The 23525-nt window shown below is 58.2% G+C and carries 19 protein-coding genes; 4 read left to right on the top strand and 15 right to left on the bottom strand.

The features are described 5' to 3' along the window. Positions 1 to 8: 8 nt before the first annotated feature. Both deoC and ASD46_RS08125 read left to right on the top strand, forming a co-directional pair. Positions 9 to 968: a deoxyribose-phosphate aldolase gene (gene deoC, locus ASD46_RS08130; RefSeq protein ID WP_060642083.1), complete on the top strand. Its 960-nt coding sequence runs from the start codon at positions 9 to 11 to the stop codon at positions 966 to 968. A gap of 11 nt (positions 969 to 979) precedes the next feature. Further along, positions 980 to 3376 (top strand): aldehyde dehydrogenase family protein, encoded by a 2397-nt coding sequence (locus ASD46_RS08125; RefSeq protein WP_060641978.1) that lies wholly within the window; start codon positions 980 to 982, stop codon positions 3374 to 3376. 414 nt (positions 3377 to 3790) lie between these two features. On the opposite strand, the gene ASD46_RS08120 is transcribed toward ASD46_RS08125, so the two are convergent. From ASD46_RS08120 to ASD46_RS27910, 14 genes are all read right to left on the bottom strand, one after another. Beyond that, positions 3791 to 5542, bottom strand: a complete 1752-nt coding sequence (locus tag ASD46_RS08120) for a nitrilase-related carbon-nitrogen hydrolase (RefSeq protein ID WP_060641977.1) — start codon at positions 5540 to 5542, stop codon at positions 3791 to 3793. A 24-nt stretch (positions 5543 to 5566) separates the two neighbouring features. Next, positions 5567 to 6262: an urea ABC transporter ATP-binding subunit UrtE gene (gene urtE, locus ASD46_RS08115; protein ID WP_003516996.1), complete on the bottom strand. Its 696-nt coding sequence runs from the start codon at positions 6260 to 6262 to the stop codon at positions 5567 to 5569. Further along, positions 6262 to 7011: an urea ABC transporter ATP-binding protein UrtD gene (gene urtD, locus ASD46_RS08110; protein ID WP_013637550.1), complete on the bottom strand. Its 750-nt coding sequence runs from the start codon at positions 7009 to 7011 to the stop codon at positions 6262 to 6264. Before urtD ends, urtE begins: the two co-directional genes overlap by 1 nt. Before the next feature lies 1 nt (position 7012). Beyond that, entirely contained in the window at positions 7013 to 8152 is a 1140-nt protein-coding gene (urtC, locus tag ASD46_RS08105; RefSeq protein ID WP_060641976.1) for an urea ABC transporter permease subunit UrtC, read from the bottom strand. 1 nt (position 8153) lies between these two features. Continuing rightward, a complete protein-coding gene (gene urtB / locus ASD46_RS08100) occupies positions 8154 to 9047 on the bottom strand; it encodes an urea ABC transporter permease subunit UrtB (protein WP_013637552.1) in 894 nt (297 codons plus the stop codon). Between the two features lie 156 nt (positions 9048 to 9203). After that, positions 9204 to 10454: a transporter substrate-binding domain-containing protein gene (locus tag ASD46_RS08095; RefSeq protein WP_013637553.1), complete on the bottom strand. Its 1251-nt coding sequence runs from the start codon at positions 10452 to 10454 to the stop codon at positions 9204 to 9206. Positions 10455 to 10703: 249 nt separating this feature from the next. Beyond that, positions 10704 to 11312 (bottom strand): ANTAR domain-containing response regulator, encoded by a 609-nt coding sequence (locus tag ASD46_RS08090; RefSeq protein WP_003516987.1) that lies wholly within the window; start codon positions 11310 to 11312, stop codon positions 10704 to 10706. Positions 11313 to 11324: 12 nt separating this feature from the next. Next, on the bottom strand, positions 11325 to 12476 hold the full coding sequence (locus tag ASD46_RS08085; protein WP_060641975.1) for a transporter substrate-binding domain-containing protein: 1152 nt from the start codon (positions 12474 to 12476) through the stop codon (positions 11325 to 11327). A 370-nt stretch (positions 12477 to 12846) separates the two neighbouring features. Further along, the gene (locus ASD46_RS08080; protein WP_013637555.1) at positions 12847 to 13320 is read right to left on the bottom strand and encodes a hypothetical protein; all 474 of its coding nucleotides are present in this window, start codon (positions 13318 to 13320) and stop codon (positions 12847 to 12849) included. Between the two features lie 43 nt (positions 13321 to 13363). Further along, positions 13364 to 14011 (bottom strand): MarC family protein, encoded by a 648-nt coding sequence (locus ASD46_RS08075; RefSeq protein WP_003516981.1) that lies wholly within the window; start codon positions 14009 to 14011, stop codon positions 13364 to 13366. A 65-nt stretch (positions 14012 to 14076) separates the two neighbouring features. Continuing rightward, on the bottom strand, positions 14077 to 14508 hold the full coding sequence (locus tag ASD46_RS26310; RefSeq protein WP_082546146.1) for a hypothetical protein: 432 nt from the start codon (positions 14506 to 14508) through the stop codon (positions 14077 to 14079). A 52-nt stretch (positions 14509 to 14560) separates the two neighbouring features. Further along, positions 14561 to 16726 carry a mechanosensitive ion channel family protein gene (locus ASD46_RS08065; protein WP_060641974.1) on the bottom strand — a complete coding sequence of 722 codons (2166 nt, stop codon included), beginning with the start codon at positions 16724 to 16726 and terminating at the stop codon, positions 14561 to 14563. Positions 16727 to 16778: 52 nt separating this feature from the next. Continuing rightward, positions 16779 to 18038 (bottom strand): alpha/beta hydrolase, encoded by a 1260-nt coding sequence (locus ASD46_RS08060; RefSeq protein WP_035201433.1) that lies wholly within the window; start codon positions 18036 to 18038, stop codon positions 16779 to 16781. A 258-nt stretch (positions 18039 to 18296) separates the two neighbouring features. After that, positions 18297 to 18722: a hypothetical protein gene (locus tag ASD46_RS27910; RefSeq protein ID WP_156389993.1), complete on the bottom strand. Its 426-nt coding sequence runs from the start codon at positions 18720 to 18722 to the stop codon at positions 18297 to 18299. A gap of 66 nt (positions 18723 to 18788) precedes the next feature. Between ASD46_RS27910 and ASD46_RS08050 the strand changes: the two genes are divergently transcribed. Together ASD46_RS08050 and ASD46_RS08045 are read left to right on the top strand one after the other, a co-directional pair. Next, entirely contained in the window at positions 18789 to 19895 is a 1107-nt protein-coding gene (locus ASD46_RS08050; protein WP_035252442.1) for an HlyD family secretion protein, read from the top strand. Further along, complete coding sequence (locus ASD46_RS08045) at positions 19885 to 20907, top strand: DUF2955 domain-containing protein (RefSeq protein ID WP_013637561.1); 1023 nt, start codon at positions 19885 to 19887, stop codon at positions 20905 to 20907. Before ASD46_RS08050 ends, ASD46_RS08045 begins: the two co-directional genes overlap by 11 nt. Positions 20908 to 21081: 174 nt before the next feature. On the opposite strand, the gene ASD46_RS08040 is transcribed toward ASD46_RS08045, so the two are convergent. Continuing rightward, positions 21082 to 22887: a hypothetical protein gene (locus tag ASD46_RS08040; protein WP_060641973.1), complete on the bottom strand. Its 1806-nt coding sequence runs from the start codon at positions 22885 to 22887 to the stop codon at positions 21082 to 21084. Positions 22888 to 23525 lie beyond the last annotated feature (638 nt).

The raw sequence follows: 23525 nt of genomic DNA, 5'->3' as shown, positions 1-23525 counted from the left end.
GACAGAAAATGAGCGAAGCATTCCCCAGAAACAACGGCACGGCTCTCAAACCGGAATGGTTTGAAGATGTATCGGTCAATCGCAGTGCCTCTGAACGGCGGGCAGCAACAATCACCACCCGGCGCTCGGTCAAGAAGGAATATCAGGTTGCCTGGCAGATCAAGGCGATTACCTGCATCGATCTGACAACGCTGTCCGGCGACGACACGGCCGGTCGTGTGCGCCGCTTGTGTGCGAAAGCACGACGTCCGGTCAGGGACGACATTCTTGAAGCACTCGGCCTTGCGGACGCCGGCATCACAACCGGTGCCGTCTGCGTCTATCCGACCATGGTGCCCCATGCCGTCAAGGCACTGGAAGGCACGACTATTCCGGTCGCATCGGTGGCGACAGGCTTTCCCTCCGGCCTAACTCCGCTACCGCAGCGGCTGGCAGAAATCCGCTATGCCGTCGAGCAGGGCGCTAAGGAAATTGATATCGTCATTACTCGCGAGTTCGTTCTGACGCAGAGCTGGCCAGCACTTTATGATGAGATCGCCGCGATGCGTGAAGCCTGTGGCGACGCCCATATGAAGGCTATCCTGGCGACGGGTGATCTCAATACGCTTACCAATGTCTATCGCGCCTCGATGGTGGCGATGCAGGCGGGTTCGGACTTCATCAAGACCTCGACCGGCAAAGAAGAAGTCAACGCCACTCTGCCGGTCAGTCTGACCATGGTGCGTGCGCTGCGCGACTACGGCGAACTGACTGGCCAGATGGTCGGCTTCAAGCCTGCAGGCGGGTTGAAGACAGCGAAGGACGCGTTGTCATGGCTGACGCTGATGAAGGAGGAGCTGGGCAATCGCTGGTTGGAACCGGACCTGTTCCGCATCGGCGCCAGCTCGATGCTTGGCGATATCGAGCGCCAGCTCGAACATTTCGTAACCGGTCGCTATTCCAGCGCTCACCATCACGCTGCTGCATAAGGACTGAAAAAATGCGACCCATCAAGGACATTTTGGAAACCATGGAATATGGACCTTCCCCCGAAGCCAATGGTGATGTGAAACAGTGGCTCGACGCGCATGGACGCTCGTTTGGACATTATATCAACGGCCGGTTCGTTTCTCCGGAGGGCCGCGAGACCATTTCCGTGTCAAACCCCGCAAACGGGGATAAGCTCGCGGAAATCATTCGCGGCAATGAGGAAGACGTCGATCAGGCGGTCAAGGCCGCCCGCACGGCCTTCGCAAAATGGTCGAAGCTGTCGGGTCACGAGCGCGCTCGTTACCTCTATGCCATTGCCCGACATGTACAGAAGCGCGAGCGCTTCCTGTCCGTTCTGGAAACGATGGATAACGGCAAGCCGGTTCGCGAAACACGCGATATCGACATCCCACTCGTCGCCCGCCATTTTTACCATCACGCCGGATGGGCCGAAATGGTGGAAGACGAGTTCCGTGGTTTCTCGCCGGTCGGTGTTTGCGGTCAGGTGATCCCGTGGAATTTCCCTCTGCTGATGCTGGCGTGGAAGATCGCGCCGGCGCTTGCTGCCGGCAATACCGTGGTACTTAAGCCTGCCGACCTGACACCGCTGACCGCTGTCGCCTTTGCGGAAATCTGCCACGAGGTCGGCCTTCCCGCCGGTGTCGTCAACATCGTGCAGGGCGATGGCTCGACAGGCGCTGCAATCTGCGACCATGACGGCATCGACAAGGTTGCCTTCACCGGCTCGACCAAGGTCGGTCGCGTTATTCGCGAGCAGATTGCTGGTTCGGGCAAAAAGCTGTCGCTGGAACTGGGCGGCAAGTCACCATTCATCGTTTTCGAGGATGCAGATCTCGATGCGGCGGTTGAAGGTGTTGTTGACGCGATCTGGTTCAATCAGGGCGAAGTCTGCTGCGCCGGTTCCCGCCTGCTGGTGCAGGAAGGAATTGCCGATAAATTTTATGCACGGCTGAAAAAGCGGTTGGAAACCCTGCGGGTCGGCGATCCGCTCGACAAGTCGACCGATGTCGGCGCGATTGTTTCGGCCACGCAGGTGAAACGCATTACGGATCTGGTACGCAAGGGCGTGGAAGAGGGCGGTGAACTCTGGCAGAGTTCCAACCCGTTGCCGGCCACCGGCAATTTCGTCGCTCCCGGCTTCTTCACCGAAGTCGATCAGGCATCGACGGTTTGCCAGGTGGAAATCTTTGGCCCGATCGCTGCGGCGACCACCTTCCGCACGCCGGATGAAGCTGTTTCGCTGGCCAACAATACCCGTTACGGCCTCGCCGCCTCCATCTGGTCGGAAAACATCAATGTCGCGCTTGATCTGGCCGCCCGCGTCAAGGCAGGTGTGGTCTGGATCAACTGCACCAACATGCTCGATGCCGGTGCAGGTTTTGGCGGCTACCGCGAAAGCGGTTTTGGTCGCGAAGGTGCGCGCGAGGGGCTTTACGAATATCTGGCGGCAGACTGGGAAAAGAGCCTGCCGGTCACAAAGCCCGCTGAAGCCTTCACGCCATCTGCATTGCCGAACGCTGACAGCAAGATGGCGATCGATGGCCTTGATCGAACCATGAAGAACTACATCGGCGGCAAACAAGCCCGCCCCGACGGTGGCTACAGTTATTCGGTGACCGGCAAGGGCAACGCCGTGATTGGCATGGCCGGAATAGGCAGCCGCAAGGACATCCGCAATGCTGTGGAAGCAGCGTCCAAGGCAGGCAGCTGGAGTTCCGCAACCGCCCATAACCGTGCTCAAGTGCTCTATTATCTTGCAGAGAACCTCGATGCACGGCGTGACGAATTTGTCGCCCGCATCATCGATAGCACCGGTGTCAGCGAAAAGAAGGCGAAGGACGAAGTCGACGCATCTCTGCGCCGTATTTCCTATTATGCCGCCCAGGCAGACAAGTTCGATGGCGCCGTGCACTCCACCAAGTCACGTCACGTCACGCTTGCCATGAACGAGCCCTGGGGCATCGTCGGGATCGTTTGCCCCGATGAGGCACCCCTCCTGTCGCTGGTGTCGCTGGTGCTGCCTGCAATCGCCATGGGCAATCGCGTTGTGGTGGTCCCGTCGTCTCGCCATCCATTGATCGCCGGTGATTTCTACCAGGTGCTGGACACGTCGGATATGCCCGGCGGGGTCATCAATATTGTGACCGGCGAAAGCGATCTGCTTGCAAAGACACTCGCCGAGCATGATGACGTTGCGGCTGTCTGGTATTTCGGCTCGACCGAGGGAAGCACGATGGTCGAGCGTGCTTCTGCAGGCAACCTGAAGGCCACCTGGGTCAATAATGGCCGTCAGCCCGATTGGCTAAATCGCACCGAAGCGCAGGGTCGTGATTATCTGCGCAGGGCGATCCAGGTGAAGAACATTTGGGTGCCATACGGAGCCTGACCGGCATTGTGCACGGGCGACAACTGACAAAATGGCTTACGGAGGCCAACGGTCTCCGTAGGTTTTTTGAGTTATACTAATTGCTGCAACCGCATCTTTGCCCTGTTGGTCAACCTGGGAAAGTCATTGGCGCAACTTCTGGGTTTCGAGCGGAACGAGGGACTGCGCTTCAGCGACTTGCCGGTTTCCGGCGGATCGGCGATGACGCCAGTCAAAATTTATGTTCCAGCGCCAGTCTGAGCGAGGCTGGCGAGGGGCGGCTGATCAAGTCCCGCCTTGACGACCCCACCGTCGGAAATCACCAGGACACGCGCTCCGAGCTTGGACTTGAGCTTTGAAAGCCTTGCGCTGCAGCCCGTCCCGCAATTATCTGCGGGACGGGCGTGAACGTGAATGTCAACATTGTGCCGACTTTTACTGATGCCATTTGACGAGAGGCTGATAGTGATGCGGCTGACGCATGACGACCAGGTCTTTTCGCCGGACGATGTTCGTCGGATATGGCGTGTCGAGATTGGTGGTATCGACAGCCGCAGCGGCAATCCCCTCCTCATCCAGGATCGCCGATTCCTGACGTGGAAAAGCAAAGGAATCCGGCCCGAATACCGCACTCTTGCCCAGATAACCCTTTTCCTGGTCCAGCACATTGGCGAAGGCGAAATAGACGTTGTTCTCGCCGCCGCGAACGCGAAGCGCATGCCAGTGGTAGGGATCGGCGCCCTTTGGGATCGGATAGTTGTGCGGGATTTTCGTACCGCCATGGCTACCGGTGAAGGTGCCGGCGATCGCCGAAGGGCAGGCAACAAGATCGCATCCCATGAGTGAAAGCGAACGGATGGCTTCCGGATAAAGCGCGTCGTGGCCAATCGTTAGGCCCACCCGGCCAATGGCAAGGTCGTAGATTTTCCATTCGTCGCCGGCCGTTGCCCAACTGTCGGCGACGCCCAGATGCGTCTTGCGATAGCTGCCCACCAGCCCCTCGGGCCCTGCAAGGACCACGCTGTTATAGATCCTGTCTTCGTCCGCTTCGGCAAATCCGGCGACGATATAAAAGCCGAGCTTCATGGCCAGACGAACGAAGGCGGATACGGTTGGACCAGACAGCGGCTCCGCCCGCGTTTGCGGGGCCTCAAGTCCGGTCAGCGACAATTCCGGGAACACCAGAATGTCCGGCGCCGTTGTCGCCTTAGCCTCGTTTGCGAGCCTTGTTATGTGGGCAATATTGTCTGCAATGACGGAGGTTGGCGCGAACTGGGCAACGGCTGCACGCGATCTGCGTCCGCGCGGGATTGGCTGATAGCCATAGAGGCGGAAGTAATCGCCAGGGTTCCAGGTGAAACTGTTGGTCATCATGTTCATGTAGAGCTCGGGCCGGCGCGTCTTGAAGACCGGTTCGCTTAAGACCTCGCGGCGACGGGCACGGGCAAGATCGACCTTGCCATAGGCAATTCCGTCGCCTGTGTCGATGGATGCGGCAACCGTTCCGTCGGGCTCGATCAGGCAACTTCCCCCGGAAAACTGCACGGTTCTTTCCAGACCCCACCGATTACTTTCAATGACATAGCAGGCATTTTCGAAGGCGCGGTTGATCCAGTAGGGAGCGGGCGCGCGCTCCTGCAGCCAGTTGGAGATGTGGCATATGATGTCGGCACCGGCCAGAGCCTCCAGCCGCGCCGTCTCGAAGAAGTGCAGATCCATGCACACCAGCATTGAAATACGTCCGATCTCCGTTTCGAAGACCTCGTGCACGATGTCGCCATTTGCGGCCCATTTTGGCTCGGCGATATAGGGATGCGACTTGCGGTGCCGACCAACGATGCCATCCGGACCGATCAGAACTGCCGTATTGTAATAGAGATCGCTCGCCGGATCGACTTCCGGCATGCCCACGACGATATAGCAGCGGTGTTTGCGGGCAATCGCCTGGAAAACATCGGTGGTCGGTCCGGGGATCGCCTCGACGAAGGGCTTCACCTCGGCCCTGTCGAACCAGCAATAGCCTGTCGTCCCCATTTCGGGGGTGACGATCAGGCGGGCGCCGGCCTGCGCCGCTTCCTCGCAAAGGGCGCTCAGCCGGCTGATATTGCGCGCCTTTTCGAACATGGTCGGTTCGAACTGGATAGCGGCGGCGGTGTAGCTTTGTGTCGGTGTCATGATTGTTCCCATTGTCTTATGAAAGGATGCGTCTTTTCAAACAGCCATATGCCTATGAACCAGCGCGTCGGAGAGCGCGTCGATGGCGCCGGCCGCGACCACACCTCCCTTCTCCAGCATGGCGAAGTGGTGAGAGGCATGCCGCGCAAATGCAACGTTCTGCTCGACGAGGATGATCGTCATGCCGATCTCGCGATTGAGCCGGATGATGATCTTTTCAATCTCCTCGACGATCGAGGGCTGGATGCCTTCATTGGGTTCATCGAGAAGCAGTACCTTCGGATCCGCGGCCAGTGCGCGGGCGATGGCGAGCTGCTGTTGCTGGCCGCCCGAAAGCACACCGCCGGGCCGATCAAGGTTGGCCATCAGATATGGAAAAAGCTCCGGCACCAGTGCCGGAATTTCGCGTTTGCGATCGGTGCGCGCAAAGGCGCCCATCAGGATGTTCTCGCGGATGGTGAAATCGGGAATGATCTCCCGGCCCTGGGGGACGTAGGCGATCCCGGCCCGTGCCCTCATATGCGTCGAAGATGAGCCTATGTCTTTCCCCTGCAGATGCATCTCGCCCGTCATACGGTCGGTCAGCGCCATCAGGGTTTTCAACAGGGTCGTCTTGCCGGTACCGTTGCGGCCAAGAATGCTGGTTACCTTTCCCGCCGGGATATCAAGCGTGACGCCGTGCAGGATATGGCTGCGGCCGTAGTAGCTGTGTACGTTTTTCAATGTCAGCATCAGGATATTCCTTTCGAACCGAGATAGGCCTCGCGGACCTTCGGATTGCTCTCGATATCCCCGACGCTTCCTTCGGCGAGCACCTCTCCCAGATGCAGAACGGTGATGCGTTCGGCGATTTCACGGACGAACCCCATGTCGTGCTCGACGACGAGGATGGTGTGGCGGCCTTTGAGATTTTTGATGATCTGGGCCGTCTTGCGGGTTTCGGCCTGGGTCATGCCCGCCGTCGGCTCGTCCAGCAGAACAACCTTGGGATCCTGGACGATGAGCATGCCCAGTTCCAGCCATTGCGTCTGGCCATGACTGAGATAAGCCGCAGTCACATTCTCCTCCGCTTCGAGGCCGGTGAGGGCGAGTACCTCATCGACGCGTTTGGCTTCGGCGCGTGAAAATCCAAACCGGAGATTGGCAAACACCGATGGATTGCGGCAATTGGCGACCTCCAGATTCTGCCGCACGGTGAGATCGCGAAAAATGCTGGGGATCTGGAATTTTCGACCGATCCCGGCGCGGGCGATCTTGTGTTCCGGCCAGTTGGTGATGTCTGTGTCGTAGACGAAGACCCTGCCTTTTGTGCTGCGGGTCTTGCCGCTGACCAGGTCCATCAAAGTTGTCTTTCCGGCGCCATTTGCGCCGAGCAACACACGCAACTCGCCATCGCGAACGGTAATGCTGACATTGTTGACGGCTCTGAATCCGCCAAAATCGACGCTGAGACCGTCGATGGTCAATGCGATTGCACTCATATTACAATGCCTCGCTTTGTTGCTGTAACGATGAGGATGCCGGGCCTGGTTTGACACGGCGGATAAACTGCCGCAGCACATCGTGCGCGACGCCGCCAAGGCCCCGCGGCATGAACAGGACGACAAGGACGAAGATGAGGCCGATGATCGCTTTCCAGGCCGCGACCAGCGCTTCGGTCTCGCTGACCTCGGCCTCGATCATGTTGATCAGGATCGCGCCGATGCAGGCGCCGAGCAGGGAGGAGCGGCCGCCGACGGCAGCCCAGACGACCATCGTCACCGAGAAAGACAGGTCCATGAAGGTCGGCGAGGCGAACTCCGCGACGACCACATAGAGCATGCCGGCAACGCCGGCGATGCCTGCAGAAATGACAAAGAAGAATACCTGGTAAAGAGAGACGTCGAAGCCAAGATAGCGGGCGCGAAGCTGATCGTCGCGGATCGCCTGTAGGATCATACCTGCACGGGTCTCCACGATGAGACGCGCGCCGATGAGCGTCAGGGACAGGCATGCGGCGCACAGATAATAGGTTGCCCGGCTGTAGGGGTCGAATTCGATGCCGCCGATCGTCAGCCAGCCAAGATCGGTCAGGCCGTTGAAACCGTTCGTCACCGGTTGCGCATCGACCATGACGAGACGCACAAGCAGAACAAGCGCCAGGGTGATGATCGAGACAAAGACACCGGAAATACGCTTGCGGAAAACCAGCATGCCGAGTGCCCCGGCGATCACGACGGGAAGCACGATGCCAAGCACGAGACCCACGGACTGGCTCTGAAACGGAAGCCAGAGGAAGGAGCCCTTGTTGATACAGCAAAGTTCCGTCGGCGCGCCGGGCTCGGCATTCCACAGCATGAAATCCGGAACCGGCCTGTCGGAGCCCTGTTGCAGACTGGTCAGGCTCGACAGTTTCAGCGACATGGCGAGCATGTAGGCGCCCAGGCCAAAAAACAGCCCTTGGCCGAGATTGAGAATGCCGGCATATCCCCATGTGAGCGCAATGGCGACGCCGAGCATGCCGTAGACCAGATATTTCGAAATGCGGTTCAGCCAGAATTCGTCACCGAAAACCGGCGCTGCAAAAATCACCGCGATGAAAAGCACATAGGCGGCGATCTGGAATTTTCGTTCGATGCTCATGTTAGCGCCCCTTGAACGAGAATAGCCCGCTGGGCTTGACGAGAATGACGAGGATGACGACCCCGAAGACGACGGCGCGCGCCAGAATGTCGTTCGTTCCAATCGCCACCAGCGCATTGATTTCGCCCAGAAGCCCTGACGACAGGGCCGTGCCGAAAAGGCTGCCGACCCCGCCGGTCACCACGACCATGAAACCGTCAACGACCATCGTCGTGCCCATGTCGGGGAAAACGGTCTTGAAGCCGGACATCATTACGCCGGCGACGCCCGCAAGGCCGGAACCGAAGGCGAAAGTCAGGGCATTGATGCGTTTCACATCGATGCCGCAAGCGGCGGCCATTTTTGGATTACGGATGATGGCGCGCACCTGCATGCCCGCTGTCGTCCGGTAGAGAATGAACCATGTCGCCAGCGTCAACGTGGCCGTCACCGCGATGATGAAGGTGCGATACGCGTTGATGTCGGCGCCGGCGAACCTGAAGGTGCCCTGCAGATACGAAGGCACGGCGACGTTTTGCAGTCCGGCTCCCAGGCCCTCGATATGAATGCCGAAAAAGCTGAGGCCGAATTCGAGCCTTACGGCCTGCTGCAAAAGGATGGCAATGCCCCAGGTGGCAAGAAGCGTGTCGAGCAGGCGGCCGTAAAGCCTGCGCACCACCACCCGCTCGATCACCAGGCCGAGCAGGGCGGTCACGACAAAAGCCAGGGGAATTGCGAACAGAAGGCCTGTTTTCAGCCAGATGCCCGAGAGGACGGCGACGTAGGCACCGATCATGACCATTTCGCCGTGGGCCATGTTGATGACGCCCATGGCGCCGTAGGTGATGGCAAGACCGAGTGCCACCAGAAGAAGGATTGAGCCGAGACTGAGGCCGATAAAGAGAATGTCGAGCATAACGCCACCGTTCGTGAGAAGGGCGGATCAGACTTTGTCCTGCTCCTTGCCTGCCCCAAAATCGGGTTGGCACCGAGCAGAGGAAAAAACGCAGATCCGCCTTGCCGAGACATGATCCCGCCAGGCATGGCTGGCGGGAGGACGCGGAAAGAGGGGTCAGCCCTTGAGCTTTGCTGCGTCGAGACCGTTGCTGGTGCAGAAAAGATTGCTTTCCGTCTCGCCATAGGCCGAATAGGGCAGCGGCTTGATCGGTGACGGGTAGGCGTTGACGACCTTGCTTTGTCCATCCGGCTGCCATTGGCCGATACGCGGCGTCAGCCAGCAATGCAGGTTGTCGGGGTCGGTGGTCACCTTGCCGCCGGGCGCGTCATAGGTCTGGCCACGAATGCCGGCCCTGATAGCATCGGCGGACAGATCGCCGGATTTCTCCACTGCCTGCTTCCACAGGAATACCTGGAAATAGGCGGCCTCGAGCGAATGGTATGTCACTGCCTTCGGATCGTTGACGAAGGTCCTGAAGCGTTCGATGAAGCTCTTGTTGGCCGGCGTTTCGATCGACATAAAATATGGAAATGATGTGTAGCTGCCCGCCGCATATTCGGCGCCCATGGCGGCGATCTCGATTTCGGAGGTCACTGTCGCGCAGATCGGGATGACCTCCTGCGAGAGGCCCTGGTTCTTGAACTCGCGGTAGAAGGCGATGATCGAGTCGCCAACCACGTTGGAAAGAACCACGTCGGCGCCCGATTCCTTGATCTTGCTGACCATGACAGCCCATTCGGAGTGTCCAAGTTCCAGATATTCGTCCGCCACCCATTCTGCGCCCGCCGCCTCGATCAGTTTCTTGGAAACCTTGGCCATCTCGCGCGGATAGACATAGTTGGAGCCAACGATGAAGAACTTCTTCTTGCCCAGTTTCTCGACAATCCAGGGAATGTAGTTGGAGAGCTGCTGGTTTGGAACGGCGCCGGAATAGACGACGTTGCGCGAGCACTCAAAGCCCTCATAGTGCGTCTGGTAGAACAGCATCGCGCCGCGCCGTTCGAAGATCGGCAGCACGGCCTTGCGGCTGGCAGAGGTGTGGCAGCCGAAGATGGTGGAAATCTTGTCCTTGAGGATCAGTTTCGATGCTTTTTCGCTGAAGGTCTTCGGATCGGAAGCGCCGTCTTCGACGACGACTTCCACTTGGCGGCCAAGAACGCCGCCGGCTGCGTTGATTTCGGCCACGGCCATCATGACACCGTTGGCGAGAAGCTTCTCGGCGACAGAAAGCCCGCCCGTCTGGGAGTAGAGCGCACCGACCTTGATAGCATCGGCTGCAAATGCCCGGCCGCCCAGCGCCGGCAAGGCGAGTGCGGCGGAAGCTGTGGCTGCGGTTTTCAGAAAGTCACGTCTGTTGAACACCATCTTGGTTCCCCTTTTTTTGATTGGCGCACGCGACGGCACTGCCCGGCTCTACGGCGAGGCTTTCATGCCGAAAAAATACTGGAAGGCCGACTTCACTGTCAGCAGATAACAAAAAACCCGCGAGGCTTTTCACAGCCTGCGGGCACCCTTGCCATCATCGCATCACGGCTGCGCCGCGTGCAACAGCGGCACATGGCTTCGCGAAACGAAGGGATGTGCCGGAGGTGTTCATCTGGAACACATCAAAAACTAATCATGTTTTTGGGAAGGGCGCAAGAGCTGTTCGGCGTTGATAATCGAATTGGCGATTTCATCGATTGGGACCCGCCGAGCCATCGCTTGCTCGCGCATTTCACGATACGCCTCATTCTCGCTCGTGCCGCGATTGGCCATGAGAATGGCCTTTGCCCGGGCAAGCTTCTGGTCTCCCAAGACCTTGCGCTTATATTTACGGGCTTCCTTGACGAGCCTTTGGCGCTCAAGCCAGAGACTGCGCGCTATGGCGAGATTTGTCAGCAGGCCGAACGGTTTGATCGGTCTCTCGACAATGGCAAGCGCGCCGCTTTCCAGAACGATCTGCAATGTGGAGGGATTTTCGTAACCGACGATGGCGAGCATGGTCGGAGCGGGATTGGGGAGGCACTTCAGCAGGCGTTCGATTTCCGGTCGCGCCTCGTCTTCCATGGCAAGAAAGACGACATCCGTGCCGTGTGGCAACTCGGCAGGGACCGGCCAGAGGCAACTGACCGTACAACCGATACGGCGCAGGTGATCAACGAGAAACTCTCCTTCGGATGTCCGGGGATGAATCACCAGAACCTTGAGGTCCCGCAAATCTCTGAGAAGGGCGAAAGACATCGTCGCTCCTTCTCAGACCTGAACACGATGTGGGAACGGCTGCGTCAGATCCGGGCGATATTCTCGCATGAAGGGATCTGGCGCCACGCGCAGCGACGGGTCATGGACGATGTCATAGCTGCCTTGCGCATTTACTTTTGCAACCCTTGGCCACAGATGGGTGTGGTTCGTCAGCCGGTCTATCTTCACAGCGCCCTGCGGAGCGTCGTACTCGACCTCGTAAAGGGCTGGAAGAAGCTGCTCCAGCCCGTCGCCACCGGCCCGCTGCAAAGCTCCCGCATAGAGATAGACCTGGAAATAGGCCGCTTCGGCCGGCGCGGTCGGCAGCATCTGCTGGCCGTATCGCTGTTGGTAAGCCAAGACGAAGGCACGCGCGCGAGGCGTATTCAGGGAGGCGAAAAACGGGGCCGCGGTGATATGCCCCTCGGCCACTTCCGGCCGCATCCGGATCACGTCGGCCTCGCTTGTCGACTGACTGGCGATTGGCATCGTCGCTGAATCAAAACCCGCCTCTTTGAACGCCGTGTAGAAGGGAATGATACCGTCGCCGACGATTGTCGAATAGATGACATCCGGCCGTGCCGCGCGAATATGCCGGATGATTTTGGCGACATCTTCGGGTTTTAGGTTGAGAGGAACATATATTTCGTCCAGCACCTGACCGCCCAGCTGAAGAAAGAGATCGCTGATCGTCCGGTTGGATTCGTAAGGGTAGACGTAGTTCGAACCCACAAGGAAAACCCGCTTTCCATAATGCTTGGTGAGGAAGTCGACCAGCTGCACGGAGTTTTGGTTGGGTGCGGCCCCGGTGTAGATGCAGTGCCGAGAGTATTCAAACCCCTCATACAGTGTCGGATAGAATAGCAGGGCATCTCGAGCTTCGATGACGGGCAGTACGGCTTTGCGGGTGCTAGACATATGGCAACCGAAAACGACCCGGACCCGATCCTCGTCGCAAAGCTTGACCGCAAGTTCCTTATAGAGATTGGGCGTCGATTTAGGGTCATAGGCGACAGGCTCGATCATCCGGCCAAGGACGCCGCCAGCCGCATTGATTTCGTCAATCGCCAGCAAGGTCGCGAACCTCTGGGTTTTTTCGACGGCTCCGGTCACACCCGTCTCGGAGAACAGCACACCGACCCGCCAGCTTTCTGAATGCATCATCGCCCACCAAAAAATAAAAAAGCTCCCGCCCGTTTCCGGTCGAGAGCTACCCTGCTCATGGAATATCAGCGGCCCGTTGAAGCCTGCAAAACGATGATGTCAGTTTCCTTGTCCGGTGGCAACATAGAGGAGAGCTGAAAACACTCGCAAATCTAAAATCATGGGATCAAAATTCTTCCGCGTGTTCGCCTGAGCATCGAGAATACGCACACACCCTCTTTGCTCCACCGAGCGATGTCTAACTACCCTTCATCCGCGCGGCGCTATTCGGTAGCCTGGATGGAACGCGATATGGACATCGGTTCCACCGCCAAGTCGGCTTCGACAGCGGCGGCCAACACCACATTGCTGAGCTGTAACCGGAGGCAATTTATGTCTCAGCTGGATCTTCGATCGCCTTCGCAAGGCGTTCAAGTTCGACGGAGTAGCAAAAAAAACTGAACAGTACCAACAGGATCAAAGCCCCCTGCAGAACCGTGTGACCAAGCGGAGGCAGCGTGTTGGATTCCGGCAAGTGTCGAAAGAAGATCGTTGAGAACAAGACGCCTCCGAACAGGAAGGCCAGGCGTGCGGCAAACGATAAGAGGTGAGATACGAATATGGAGTGGAACGGTGCGCGGACCTCGACCCAACGCATTCTTGTCCAGTAGCTTGCCTGTAAAAGCAGCGCAACCGCAAGGATTGTGAGCAATGTCGACACGGGCACTTGTTGGCGTTCGCCAAGATGGGTGACGACGGCGTAAAAGATCGGGAAGATAACCCGGAGCAGGAATGCGACCGCCAGGGACTGGAGCACGATGAGTGATCCGTAAGCGAGAGCATTTTTCCTTCGATCAGTCATCATGCGCATTCCCTTCGAGCCGCCTGGAGAGGCTGCGCCCTATGGGTCAATGGCCCACCGCCGGCGCAATGATCCCTAGACGCCCTAGCCCACTGACAATCAGCTGGACTGCGACAGCGGTCAGCAAAATCCCGAACACGACCTCTGAGACGACCATGCTCGCTGGCTTCATGTGTTTGGACAGCTTGTCGGTATTGGTAAAAACGACATAGTCGAAAGCAGCGACAATCAGGATCAGAACAGCGACAACTACCGCGCTGGCGACTGAGACAACTTCGCCAGACGCCAGGATTATGACGGTTATGCCGACGGGGTTGAGCAAATAGGGAACCGCAAGCGGGAACACTGCGAGTTTGTCCGGATCGATCGGATCGGCAAGCTCGTCATGCGGCTTTTCCGTCGGTCCGGATGCCATCTTGATCGCTATGAGCGCAAGGATGATGCCACCTGCCACAGCGACGGCGCCGCCGGTTATGTGGAGAAGTCGCATCAGAAGCGCGCCGGTCGCAAAGAGGATCAGTGCTGTGACGAGTGCTGTCAGTACCATCTGGCGGCCGATGCGCACTTTGGTCGCGGTGTCGAAACTATGGGTTTTCTCAAGAAACGGCACGAGGGCAATTTTTGGACCCATGCCGATCAAAAGCAAAAGAAGAAGCTTTCCGACAAGCGTGGCGTCGATGGTGTTGAAGTCCATGGAAGATCCCCTTCGTTGATGATCTGCGCGTGCGCGAGCAGCATGATTGTCCCAGCCAAGCAGTTTCAGTGCGGGCAAACGTCCCAGAAGCCGGTCGTTTGGGCCGGAGACGTGTAATACCAGCACTGGCCGGGCTGCGGCGGTGTACCAGCCAGTGCGACAGCTGCTGCACCGGTGACGACGCCAATGGCTGCGCCTGCAGCTATCGCGGCGCCCGGCCGCCAGTAGCGGCGGGGAGCAACAACGACAACGCCGCGCCGCGCTGGCCGGTAGGCCGGGGCCGCAGGCCGATGGGCAGGGCGATATGCGGGTGCATGACGACGTCCGGCAGCAGCGCAACCGCGCGGTCCGCACGCCGCCACACCGCAGCCTCGGGGGCCGCAGGCTGCAGCCCCACGACGGGCTTCAGCGGTCGAGGGTAAAAGAACCGGTATGCTGATCAGCATCAGCACGGCGATCAGGCTGATTAGGTGTGATACGATTTTTGAGGTTTTCATTTCATATCCTCCTTGTGATCTTTGATGGCGTTTCGCCTGGTTCACTTCGTGATCAAGCTGGCCCGGGCACGGTCACGGCGTTGTGTTTTGCCAGCGCCTGTTGGGCAGCGGCAGCAAGACCCTCTTCCTTTCCGCCTGCGACTTGCACGGTCGGAACGGCGATCTTGATGTCTTGGGCGTTGAATGCTTCCCGCAGCATTGCATAAGCTCTGCGACGGATGGCCGATTGCAGTTGGGTAGGTTTCAACGTCATCCCAAAGCTCAATTTTATTCCAATGTCTGTGATCTCTTCGACGCCTTTCATTTTGAGGTTCTCAATAATGAACGGCTGGAATTCGGGGTCATCGTACAGGGCTTTGCCCACGGCTTTGGTGATTGCCTTAACCTGGGCGACGTCGGATTCGTAGGACACGGACAGCAGGAATTTGACCACTGACCAGTCGCGGCTCATGTTCTGGACGGCACCCAGTTCACTGAATGGGACGATGAATATCGGGCCCCTGTGGTGCCTAAGCTTGACCGAGCGGAGACTGAACGCCTCGACGGTTCCTTTGTAACTGCCGCTCTGAATGTATTCACCAATCCGGAATGCATCGTCGAGTAGATAGAACATGCCGCTGATGATGTCCTTGACGACGGTCTGCGCACCAAAGCCAATGGCGACGCCTACGACGCCAGCACCGGCGATCAATGGTCCGATCTCGATTCCGAGTGAAGACAGGGCCATCATGATCGCAATCGCTGCAAAAAGGATCATGACGAAGTTGCGCAGGATCGGTAGAAGAGTTCTCAAACGGGTACGCCGCCGCTCCCGCTCGCTTCCAATCTCAAGCGCGGCTTCCGTGTCTCCCATTTTCCGATCGATCAGCACTTTAACGACATTCCATGCCAGATCGACGACGAGGAGAATGATGCCGGCGCTTAGCACTCCACGTAAGAGCCGTAGCGCGGGTGAATCCTGCATCGTCATCTCGGTCAGTCGAACGTCCATGACATCGGCGAGGAAGAGGATGGCTGCAACGATCAGGGCTGCCCTTATCCCACGCTCGACGACAACCGAAACCACTGTGACACGTTTATGACCATCCTCTTCAGCGCCGGAGCGGCGCAGAATGTTGTTTATCGATGCTTTGGTAAGAACGATCGCGCCTGGCAATGCGGCGCAGACGACCATAATCCAGAAAAGCGTCGTCGCGCCCGCCACCCAGAGCAACCAGATACCGGTTAAATAGGCAGTCCAAAGCCAGTTGCGACCATTCAATCCAATCCGGCTGCCCTGTAACGTGGAGGAATGAGGCGGGCGTCGCCATATGGCCTCGATAGCAATGCCGAGAAGAATGAAACCCAGGAAGTAGGCCGCGAGCTGCCGCGCCGGGATCGATAGGCCAAGCGTACCGAGAAGCCGAATGGTCACCCAGCCAAAGGCGTACCAACCCACGAGATAGCTCAGTCGTTTTGCCCAGTGACCTGCCGTCTCGTCAGAGATCGGAACCACGCGGAAATGGCCTTTCTCGTTCGAGCGTGGCGCCAAAAACACATCCAGTACTGCGCTGGCGAGGCGGTAAATGACGACAGCGAACAGGAAGCCGACGACGATTTCCCTAACGATCGGTGGCCACTCAAAAAGCAGGAAGAAACCGATGCTGCCCAGCCCGAACGACAGCACGTAAAAAGCCGCCCAGAGCAGCCGGGCGGTTATGGCAATAATCCTGTGCCAAACGGTCGTGAACGAGGCTTCTGCCATCCATGACCGCCAGCCAGCACTGATCCACCAAAATACCCATTGAGCGGCAAGTCCTGCGACAACAAACGCGACCACCAGCACGATGGGCCGGGTCCCGCCAATCGTCTTGATGTCCTGCTCAAGTAAAGCGGCGCCACGCATTGCTTCGGACGGAAAAGAATGTGCAGCGTCGACCATTGCGGCGGCATGGGCGCGGAAACGCATTGTCGATGCGGCAAACGAGGGACCCGCCTCTGCGCTGGTCGAAGGCGGCGCTTCAGGATTCGCTCCACGAGCGACGTGCTGCAACCATTTCTGAACATCGGGATCCGACATTAGGGTGATGAAGTGCTGGACATTGGGTGGTTGTTCCGCCGGAGCGGGCGCGTCAGGCATTTGCGCTGCTACGGCTGAGATGCCAACGAAAAGGATGAGCATCGCCGCAATAGACGTGCGAGATATTTTCATCAGCAAAAATTTCAGGCGCATTACCATTGTCTGTCCCTGTTGTGGTACCTCGGCGCCCTTCCGAAGGACGCTCGACCCGCTAGTGATGACATGCTTCAGTCGAAGTGTTCGGTGTGTTGCAGTGCGATGATTTCCGTGTCGTGCCACCTGAACCAAGAAGGGACTGAACGCCCCCGGCATAATTGTCTCTGGTGTCGGCATCGACGACGGCAACCGGAGCGGCAAGGATCAGCCCTGCGGTACTGCCCACTGCCGCTGCCGTGCCGGTTGTTGCTGCAAGGATCGTATCTCCAAGGCCAATCTTGCTGTCCGTCAAAGTCTGTCCATCAGAAATCCGGGCTCCAATCAGCCGGACGATCTCTGGCGACTCCGCGAACTTCCCGTGGTTGAGGCTGTCCCCGGCTTTGATCATGGTGAGGTCGATTACCGAGATCTGGCTTTCGGCCAATTCACTCTTGTAGGGAGGCTGCTCAGGGTCGATAGCGCCAAGCCTCGCGACGTTGCCCCACACTCGGCGGGACACGGCCAATGCCCGATCATCCCGGGAGACAAATAAAGTGAATTTCGGATGCTTTTTGCCCATGTCGGCGATCTGTTGCCGGAAGACGTCGACGTCGACGTCGGGAGATGCGAGCATCACATTCTTGAACTTGGCCGGAAGGCTTCCATTGCGAATGGCCATTTGACGAAGCGCCTCGAGCGCGAGCCAGTTACCCATGGAATGAGCAAGGATCGAAACTTCCTTCACCTGCTTATCCCTGGCCAGATATTGAAAAAGCAACTCCAGGGCATTGCGCGTATAGTTGGTGCTCTCGCGGTCGTAGCCGTACGCAAGTAGGCTTCCGCGCGACGGCCAGGTGACCAGTACGGGAGCGCTCGCTACGCCGGAATCCTGGACGATTTGGGCAAAGCGATAGACCGAGTCTTCAAATCGATTGTTGAAGCCGTGAATGAAGACCAGCACGCTGCCGTCACGGCTCTTTCTGACGGAAGCGCTCAGCCATTTCCGGGCATCGTCGCGGCTGATTTCCTGTGCCTTTAACGTCGCAAAATCAGTGGCTGGATTGGGAGGAATCCTTTTCGGCCAGGCAACATTACCAATCTTGCGGACATTTCCCGGAGGGATGGACACGGTGATCTCCGCGAAGGCCGCATCCCTTGCGCGTTCACCCGTAAACATCTCGCCTTTGTTCGCGGAGCGACTACGCGTTGTTGTGATCAGCATGTCCACCTTGGTGGATGTGGGGGCGCTATCGGCAACAGGGACAAGAACGTTTTTCGCGTGGCCGCCGCAACCAACGAGAGCTGCGAACATCACACAAAAAGGGAGCCTTCCCATTCGATATGGAAAGCGTCCGTTACGGAGGTCCCTTGTATCGTTGCCGTTCACCAGATCGCCCGCCGCCATTTGTCACAGCTTTGTCCTCGCCACGTCGGCGCACAAAAAACCTATGCGAATGACGGGCTGTTTTCCCGTAACATCGGGTATGTTACGGGCATCCGGCGGACGATGCCGTCATCTGAATGCGTGAAAGTGTGGAAGTTGCCAGAGACAATCACACGCGGCCCCGTAACCGTCGTCTTTCTCGTCCGCTCGCTAGCGTGGTAAAACATGCGAGGCCTTGACGGTGCTGCAATTCGACCCCGGTAAGCTGACCGCACCAGCGTATATTACGGTAACATACTGCACGAGCCGCGCTTCATCAAAGAATATGCCATCGAGACATTCGGCGTCGCCGTGACGCTGTGACGGTGGGAGAGGACAATGGATGAAGGTGTGGCTGCGGTCAGGCTGCGGTTTCCCACAAGAGTTCAGGCCATCAACGAGCTTGCGTCGCGTGACGTCATATTCTGTGAAATCTGCCAGGATTTTGCCGAAGCCCAGACGGAGTTGGCAAGATGGGAGGCGGCTTCTTCCGATCCAGTCCGAGATGACCGTGTGGCCGAATACAGGGAATTGTTGGCGGCCCTTGGCAGAGAGATTGAAGATGCTCTCGCCCGAGCCACCGTTGTCTCTCTTCATCGCTCACCTGGTCCGCGCCCGGTGTAATTCCGCCGGATGGGCAGTTAACTTCGAAGGAACGAGATCGTGGCTTCCGAGATATCACACGAGCCAGTAACTACCCCGCCACCCCGCAATCCCCTGCGGAGGATCGCTTTCGCTGTCGTTTGTCTGGCGCTGGTCCTGTTCGTGCTGTCAATCTTCATGGAGCGGCGGACACCATCAACATCTCAAGCGCAGGTCCAGGCGTATGTCGTTGGTATAGCGCCTGAAGTCACAGGTCGCGTCGTGGAAGTGGGCGTTAACGACAATACGCGGGTGGAGGCCGACCAGATCCTGTTCCGAATTGATCCCCAGCGCTACCAACTCGCCGTGAACGAGGCGGAGGCCGGTCTGGCCAGTGTCGGCCAGTCAATCGGCGCATCGACCGCTGCGGTGGATGCCGCCCAAGCAAAGCTTGTCCAGATCCGTGCCGACAGGGACAACCTTCGCGACCAATATGCCAGGGCCTCCGAACTCCTCAAAAACGGCGTGTTTTCAAAAGCCCGTTTCGACGCCGCCAAATCTGCCTTCGATCAGGCAGAGGCCTCGGTTTCCGGTGCGCAGGCTGATCTCACCAAGGCCCGCGAGCAGCTCGGCCCTTCCGGAAACGACAATCCGCAACTGCGCGCAGCTCTTGCGGGATTGGAGAAGGCCAGGCTGGACCTGATGCATACCACAGTGCGGGCGCCTTCGTCCGGGGTCGTGACAAACCTTCAGCTCACCAGTGGCAAGGTCTTGCCAGCCGGCCAACCGGCCATGACCTTTATCGATGTGGGCACCATCTGGATCAATGCCGCGTTCAAGGAGAACAGCCTCGAAAATGTCGTCGTCGGCAACAGGGCGGAAATCCTTTTTGATGCCCTTCCAGGCCGACTGTTCCCTGCCACGGTAGAAAGCGTCGGCTTCGGTGTCTCGCAAGGGAGCACGGATCCGAGCACCGGGTTGCCAACCATGCGCAGTGACAGCGGCTGGGTCAAGGAAGCGCAGCGGTTTCCGGTCCGTCTCAATATCGATGAAGCTCAAAGACCCAAGGGCGGCGTGCGCTACGGTTCGCAGGCGACCGTCATCATCTATACCGGTAACAATCCGGTCACCAATGCTTGGGGATCACTCTGGATCCGTATCATGTCGGTGCTCACCTATGTCAACTGACAGCACCGCCGCCCAGCAGAAACGAAAAGGATTGCGGGTCGCTCTTGCGGTTTCGATCGGCTTTGTGCTGGCGGTGTATTGGGGGGCCTTTGTTCCGTTCCTCGGGCCGCTTTTCGCCGCGCAATTTCTGCTGGGAAGCTCTCGACCGATGCCGCTTGCCAAGACACTTGGCGCGGCGCTCGTCATTCTGGTCGCGGGAATGGCGATGATGATCTTGACCAGCAGCCTCGGCAATCGTCCTGTTCCCTTTCTCCTGCTTCTGGGGCTAACCTATTTCCTGTGTTTTGCCTTACAGGCGTCGGGAAAGGGCGGGCCTGCGGTCTTTCTGGTGTTGGTGGTCGCGATCATCGTTCCGCTGCTCGGTATTTTGAACGATGAGTTGGCCAATTCCATCCTCTCGATTCTTGTTGGTGGCGTGTTGTCGGGCACGCTTTTGATGTGGCTCGCCCATGCGATCTTTCCCGAACCGGTAGTTCTGGACGGAAGTGCCGCGCCATCCTTCGACCAGCCGCCGGCTCTGCTGAGAGCATTGGCCAATACGCTGATTCTGCTGGCATCTGTCGTGATCTGCCTGACGAGCGACAATCTGACGGCCGCGGCGGTCATTCCGATCACCGTTGCATCCTTACTCGGCCAGCTCGACGTCGCCGCAAGCACGCGGGCAGCTGTTGGGCTTATAATGGTCAATCTATTCGGCGGCGTCCTCGCATCTTTAGCTTATGCGATCCTCACGCTTCGCCCCAACCTGTTCTCGATCTTTCTGATTGTCCTTGTCGTTGCCCTCTTTCTGGGAGGTCGGGCAGCAGCTCGTACCAGGGAGGCGCCGATGTTTGCCGGTGCACTGACGATTTTCCTTATCCTGTTCGGGCTCGGCGTGTCGCCCCTGCCTGGCAGTGCTGCGGAAAGCTTCGCCACCCGCATTGTCTATATCGCGTTAGCTTTGACCTACACTCTGTTGCTCGCCACCATTCTGTGGCCCAGAAGGCCGCACCTGAGAAGGATAAACCCATGAAAACGCAGCTCGTCTGATTTCTACAGCGGTGCGTGGATCTGGAAGTATCCGCGTAAGATGTGGGCGTTCGAAAAAGGCCTGAAGGAAAGAGATATTGGCGTCACCTTTCCTACCTCCCCGTTTGGTACGTCGCAGCGGGCGGCATTTCGATTTTCAGCGTATTAAGCCTCTGCGCTAGCGCGGCTGCAAATCCGAAGCACTGATGGTTATCGCGGCGGGTTCTTTAACCTTGGGAGGCAGCATTCCGGCTTTGCGAAGTCCCTCTACCAGTCGGTCACGATCACCTGGCTGTACGTTCCGCATCGCCAGTTCTTCAACGACGTTTGGCAGGAAGTCCGGGCGCATTCGAACGAAAATCTCTGCCTCGTGCCGGGCTTGATCCATCATTCCGGCATCTGCGTATATGACCGCCGCAACCGCATGAAACAGCGGAAATTTTTGCATATCAGCCTTGGTGATCTCGCGGACGGCGGTTGAATTGTCGTGGAGCATGTAGGCTGCAAGAGCGCGTGTGCCGTTATAATAGCCGCTGCCGCCTGGATTGAGTGCGATAGCCTGATCAAGCAGGTTGGCTCCCCGTTGCCACTGGCCGCCAAGGGCTAGTCTGGTGCCGAACTCGCCCATCAACTCGGTGTCGTTGGGGTTGGTAGCGAGGGCCACTTCGCCTACTCGCATCGCCTCGGTAAGCTCCCGGTTGAAAAACAGGGCCATCATCAACGCCTGAAGCCCTCGCGTGTTGCTCGCATCAAGCTGGGTCGACCGCCGCGCCGCGCGAAGCGCCCGCTGCAATGGTGTTTCCGGACCTTGGCCCCTATTGAATTTGAAGCGGTCTTCATCGAGATAGATGATTGATAGCATCGCCCAGGCAGTGGAAAAGGTCGGATACCGCGCAACGGATGTTTCCAGGCATTCGCGAACGTGTGCATGCTCTTCGGGGCTGAGCTCGCTACGATACGCGTAAAAGCGCAGGCTGCATTCGTATGCACCAAGATCCTGCGGTGGAGGATTTGCGGTGTCGGCCTGTGCCATCACACCATATGGCTGCGCAATGGCGGTGGCGACTCTTCTGGCCACGTCCGCCTGTATGGAAAACAGGTCTTTCGATCCGAGATCGTTGTCATAATCCCGGGACCAGACTATTTCGCCATCGTCGGTGTCAAGAAGACGGGCTGTCACGCGCAGGCTGTTTCCAGCAGTTCGCACACCCCCGGTCAGAAGATAACGGGCCCCCAGCTCCTCCCTAACTTTGGATACATCGACGTCCGACGGCAGCGCTTTGGACGTCTCGCGACCAAAGACCTTGATCTCCTTGAAGCGGGGCAGGGCAGTCAGAAGCTCCTCCGTAAGCCCGAGGCTGTATAACTGGGCGTTTGGTCCATCGCCCAAATTGGCGAAAGGAGCCACAATTAGGGCGGGTCTGTCGGGAGCCGTGCTTTCGGCTAACTCTCCTGTTGGCGCCAATCTTGAGTGACTTGAGAATTGATAGGCAGACGCAGCCGTAAGCAGGGCGAGGCAAGCAAGCGAAAGCCGCCCCACGCTCCACCATCGGACCATCGGCGATAGCTGTGAGGTCGGAACGGACCCATTATCGACCTTCTTGGAAACGACCGCAGTATTCAATGAGAACACCGGGGCATATCCGCCCTTCGGTATGTCGATCCTGACCGGGTCCTTGTGACCTTCCACCAGATAATAACGTTCTAGCGAACGCCTTAGACGCGCGGCCTCGATCCGCACGACCGGATCGTCCTGCGTGAAGCTTTCATTGCGGCCGAATACCTCAATTGCGATGGAGTAACCCTTGATGCGGGCGGCCCGCCCGGCGATGGCTTCTTCGACAACATATCGCAGAAATGCGGCACTTCGCCCCAAGCCGGGAAACTCCGCGCTCGCGACGATGCGTTCGAGTTGCGACCGGACTTCCTCTATTCCCGGAGGGTCTCGTGCTGCAGTTGAAGCCGTGGACACCGTCGTCTGCATAGCCGCCTCCCGTCCCCCTCGAGATTCATCGCATGCGTGTAGTGTGTTGTGAGCTTACACCCGAGATATGGGCTCGTCCATTGTTCCATCGAGCCGTCGCCTGTGAAAGCCCGCTGTTTTTGTCTTTATATGCACATAAGGCTAACGCCTTGAGCAAACGTTTCGTTAGTTGCGGTGCCCGACGATTGCACCCGATCAGGCATTTAAGATCGAGAGCGAGCTGGTTGCCATGTTCTTGGCGTCCCAACAGCATGTCCCCGGTGGTGCTACATTTCCATCATCTATGCCGACTGATACGTCCGCTTTCCGTGGACGGCAACGCCGTAGTTTCGACTGTAACAGAGTTGACTCTGGCAACTGGGCAAAGCGCCTGCATTCCAGTCGTGAATTGCGAGGCGCTATGGCCGGCTGCTAGTCGGGCCTCCTGCAATCTGAGATGCTTGTGGTACTGACTAGGACTGAACGCTTCGAGATGGTCGATGCGGTGTTCGTGCCTCTTTTCCGGTACTTCGGTTTCATCGACCCAGCCATAACGCAAACGATATCTCAGGGTCTCCCGCGCGTCACGCGATGGCGCGAGGCTTTGGCTCTACGAGCCAGTGTCGTCGCAGCGGTCAGTCAGGACTACGGTCAGCGGT

Origin of the sequence: Rhizobium sp. Root491 (assembly GCF_001427205.1) — a bacterium.
In the GTDB taxonomy this organism is placed as follows: Bacteria; Pseudomonadota; Alphaproteobacteria; order Rhizobiales; family Rhizobiaceae; genus Agrobacterium; species Agrobacterium tumefaciens.
The sequence above is the reverse complement of the archived record's forward strand: the minus strand, read 5'-3'. Positions and strand labels throughout refer to the sequence as shown.

Coding starts and splice junctions, on each gene's coding strand:
- ASD46_RS26310 (WP_082546146.1), bottom strand. CDS start 14,508: ATGAAAACCTCAAAAATCGTATCACACCTAATCAGCCTGATCGCCGTG.
- ASD46_RS08060 (WP_035201433.1), bottom strand. CDS start 18,038: ATGGGAAGGCTCCCTTTTTGTGTGATGTTCGCAGCTCTCGTTGGTTGC.
- urtD (WP_013637550.1), bottom strand. CDS start 7,011: ATGAGTGCAATCGCATTGACCATCGACGGTCTCAGCGTCGATTTTGGC.
- ASD46_RS08080 (WP_013637555.1), bottom strand. CDS start 13,320: ATGATGACTGATCGAAGGAAAAATGCTCTCGCTTACGGATCACTCATC.
- ASD46_RS08085 (WP_060641975.1), bottom strand. CDS start 12,476: ATGATGCATTCAGAAAGCTGGCGGGTCGGTGTGCTGTTCTCCGAGACG.
- ASD46_RS08065 (WP_060641974.1), bottom strand. CDS start 16,726: ATGGTAATGCGCCTGAAATTTTTGCTGATGAAAATATCTCGCACGTCT.
- ASD46_RS08120 (WP_060641977.1), bottom strand. CDS start 5,542: ATGGGAACAATCATGACACCGACACAAAGCTACACCGCCGCCGCTATC.
- ASD46_RS08095 (WP_013637553.1), bottom strand. CDS start 10,454: ATGGTGTTCAACAGACGTGACTTTCTGAAAACCGCAGCCACAGCTTCC.
- ASD46_RS08045 (WP_013637561.1), top strand. CDS start 19,885: ATGTCAACTGACAGCACCGCCGCCCAGCAGAAACGAAAAGGATTGCGG.
- ASD46_RS08040 (WP_060641973.1), bottom strand. CDS start 22,887: ATGCAGACGACGGTGTCCACGGCTTCAACTGCAGCACGAGACCCTCCG.
- deoC (WP_060642083.1), top strand. CDS start 9: ATGAGCGAAGCATTCCCCAGAAACAACGGCACGGCTCTCAAACCGGAA.
- urtE (WP_003516996.1), bottom strand. CDS start 6,262: ATGCTGACATTGAAAAACGTACACAGCTACTACGGCCGCAGCCATATC.
- ASD46_RS08125 (WP_060641978.1), top strand. CDS start 980: ATGCGACCCATCAAGGACATTTTGGAAACCATGGAATATGGACCTTCC.
- ASD46_RS27910 (WP_156389993.1), bottom strand. CDS start 18,722: ATGAAGAGAGACAACGGTGGCTCGGGCGAGAGCATCTTCAATCTCTCT.
- ASD46_RS08075 (WP_003516981.1), bottom strand. CDS start 14,011: ATGGACTTCAACACCATCGACGCCACGCTTGTCGGAAAGCTTCTTCTT.
- urtC (WP_060641976.1), bottom strand. CDS start 8,152: ATGAGCATCGAACGAAAATTCCAGATCGCCGCCTATGTGCTTTTCATC.
- urtB (WP_013637552.1), bottom strand. CDS start 9,047: ATGCTCGACATTCTCTTTATCGGCCTCAGTCTCGGCTCAATCCTTCTT.
- ASD46_RS08090 (WP_003516987.1), bottom strand. CDS start 11,312: ATGTCTTTCGCCCTTCTCAGAGATTTGCGGGACCTCAAGGTTCTGGTG.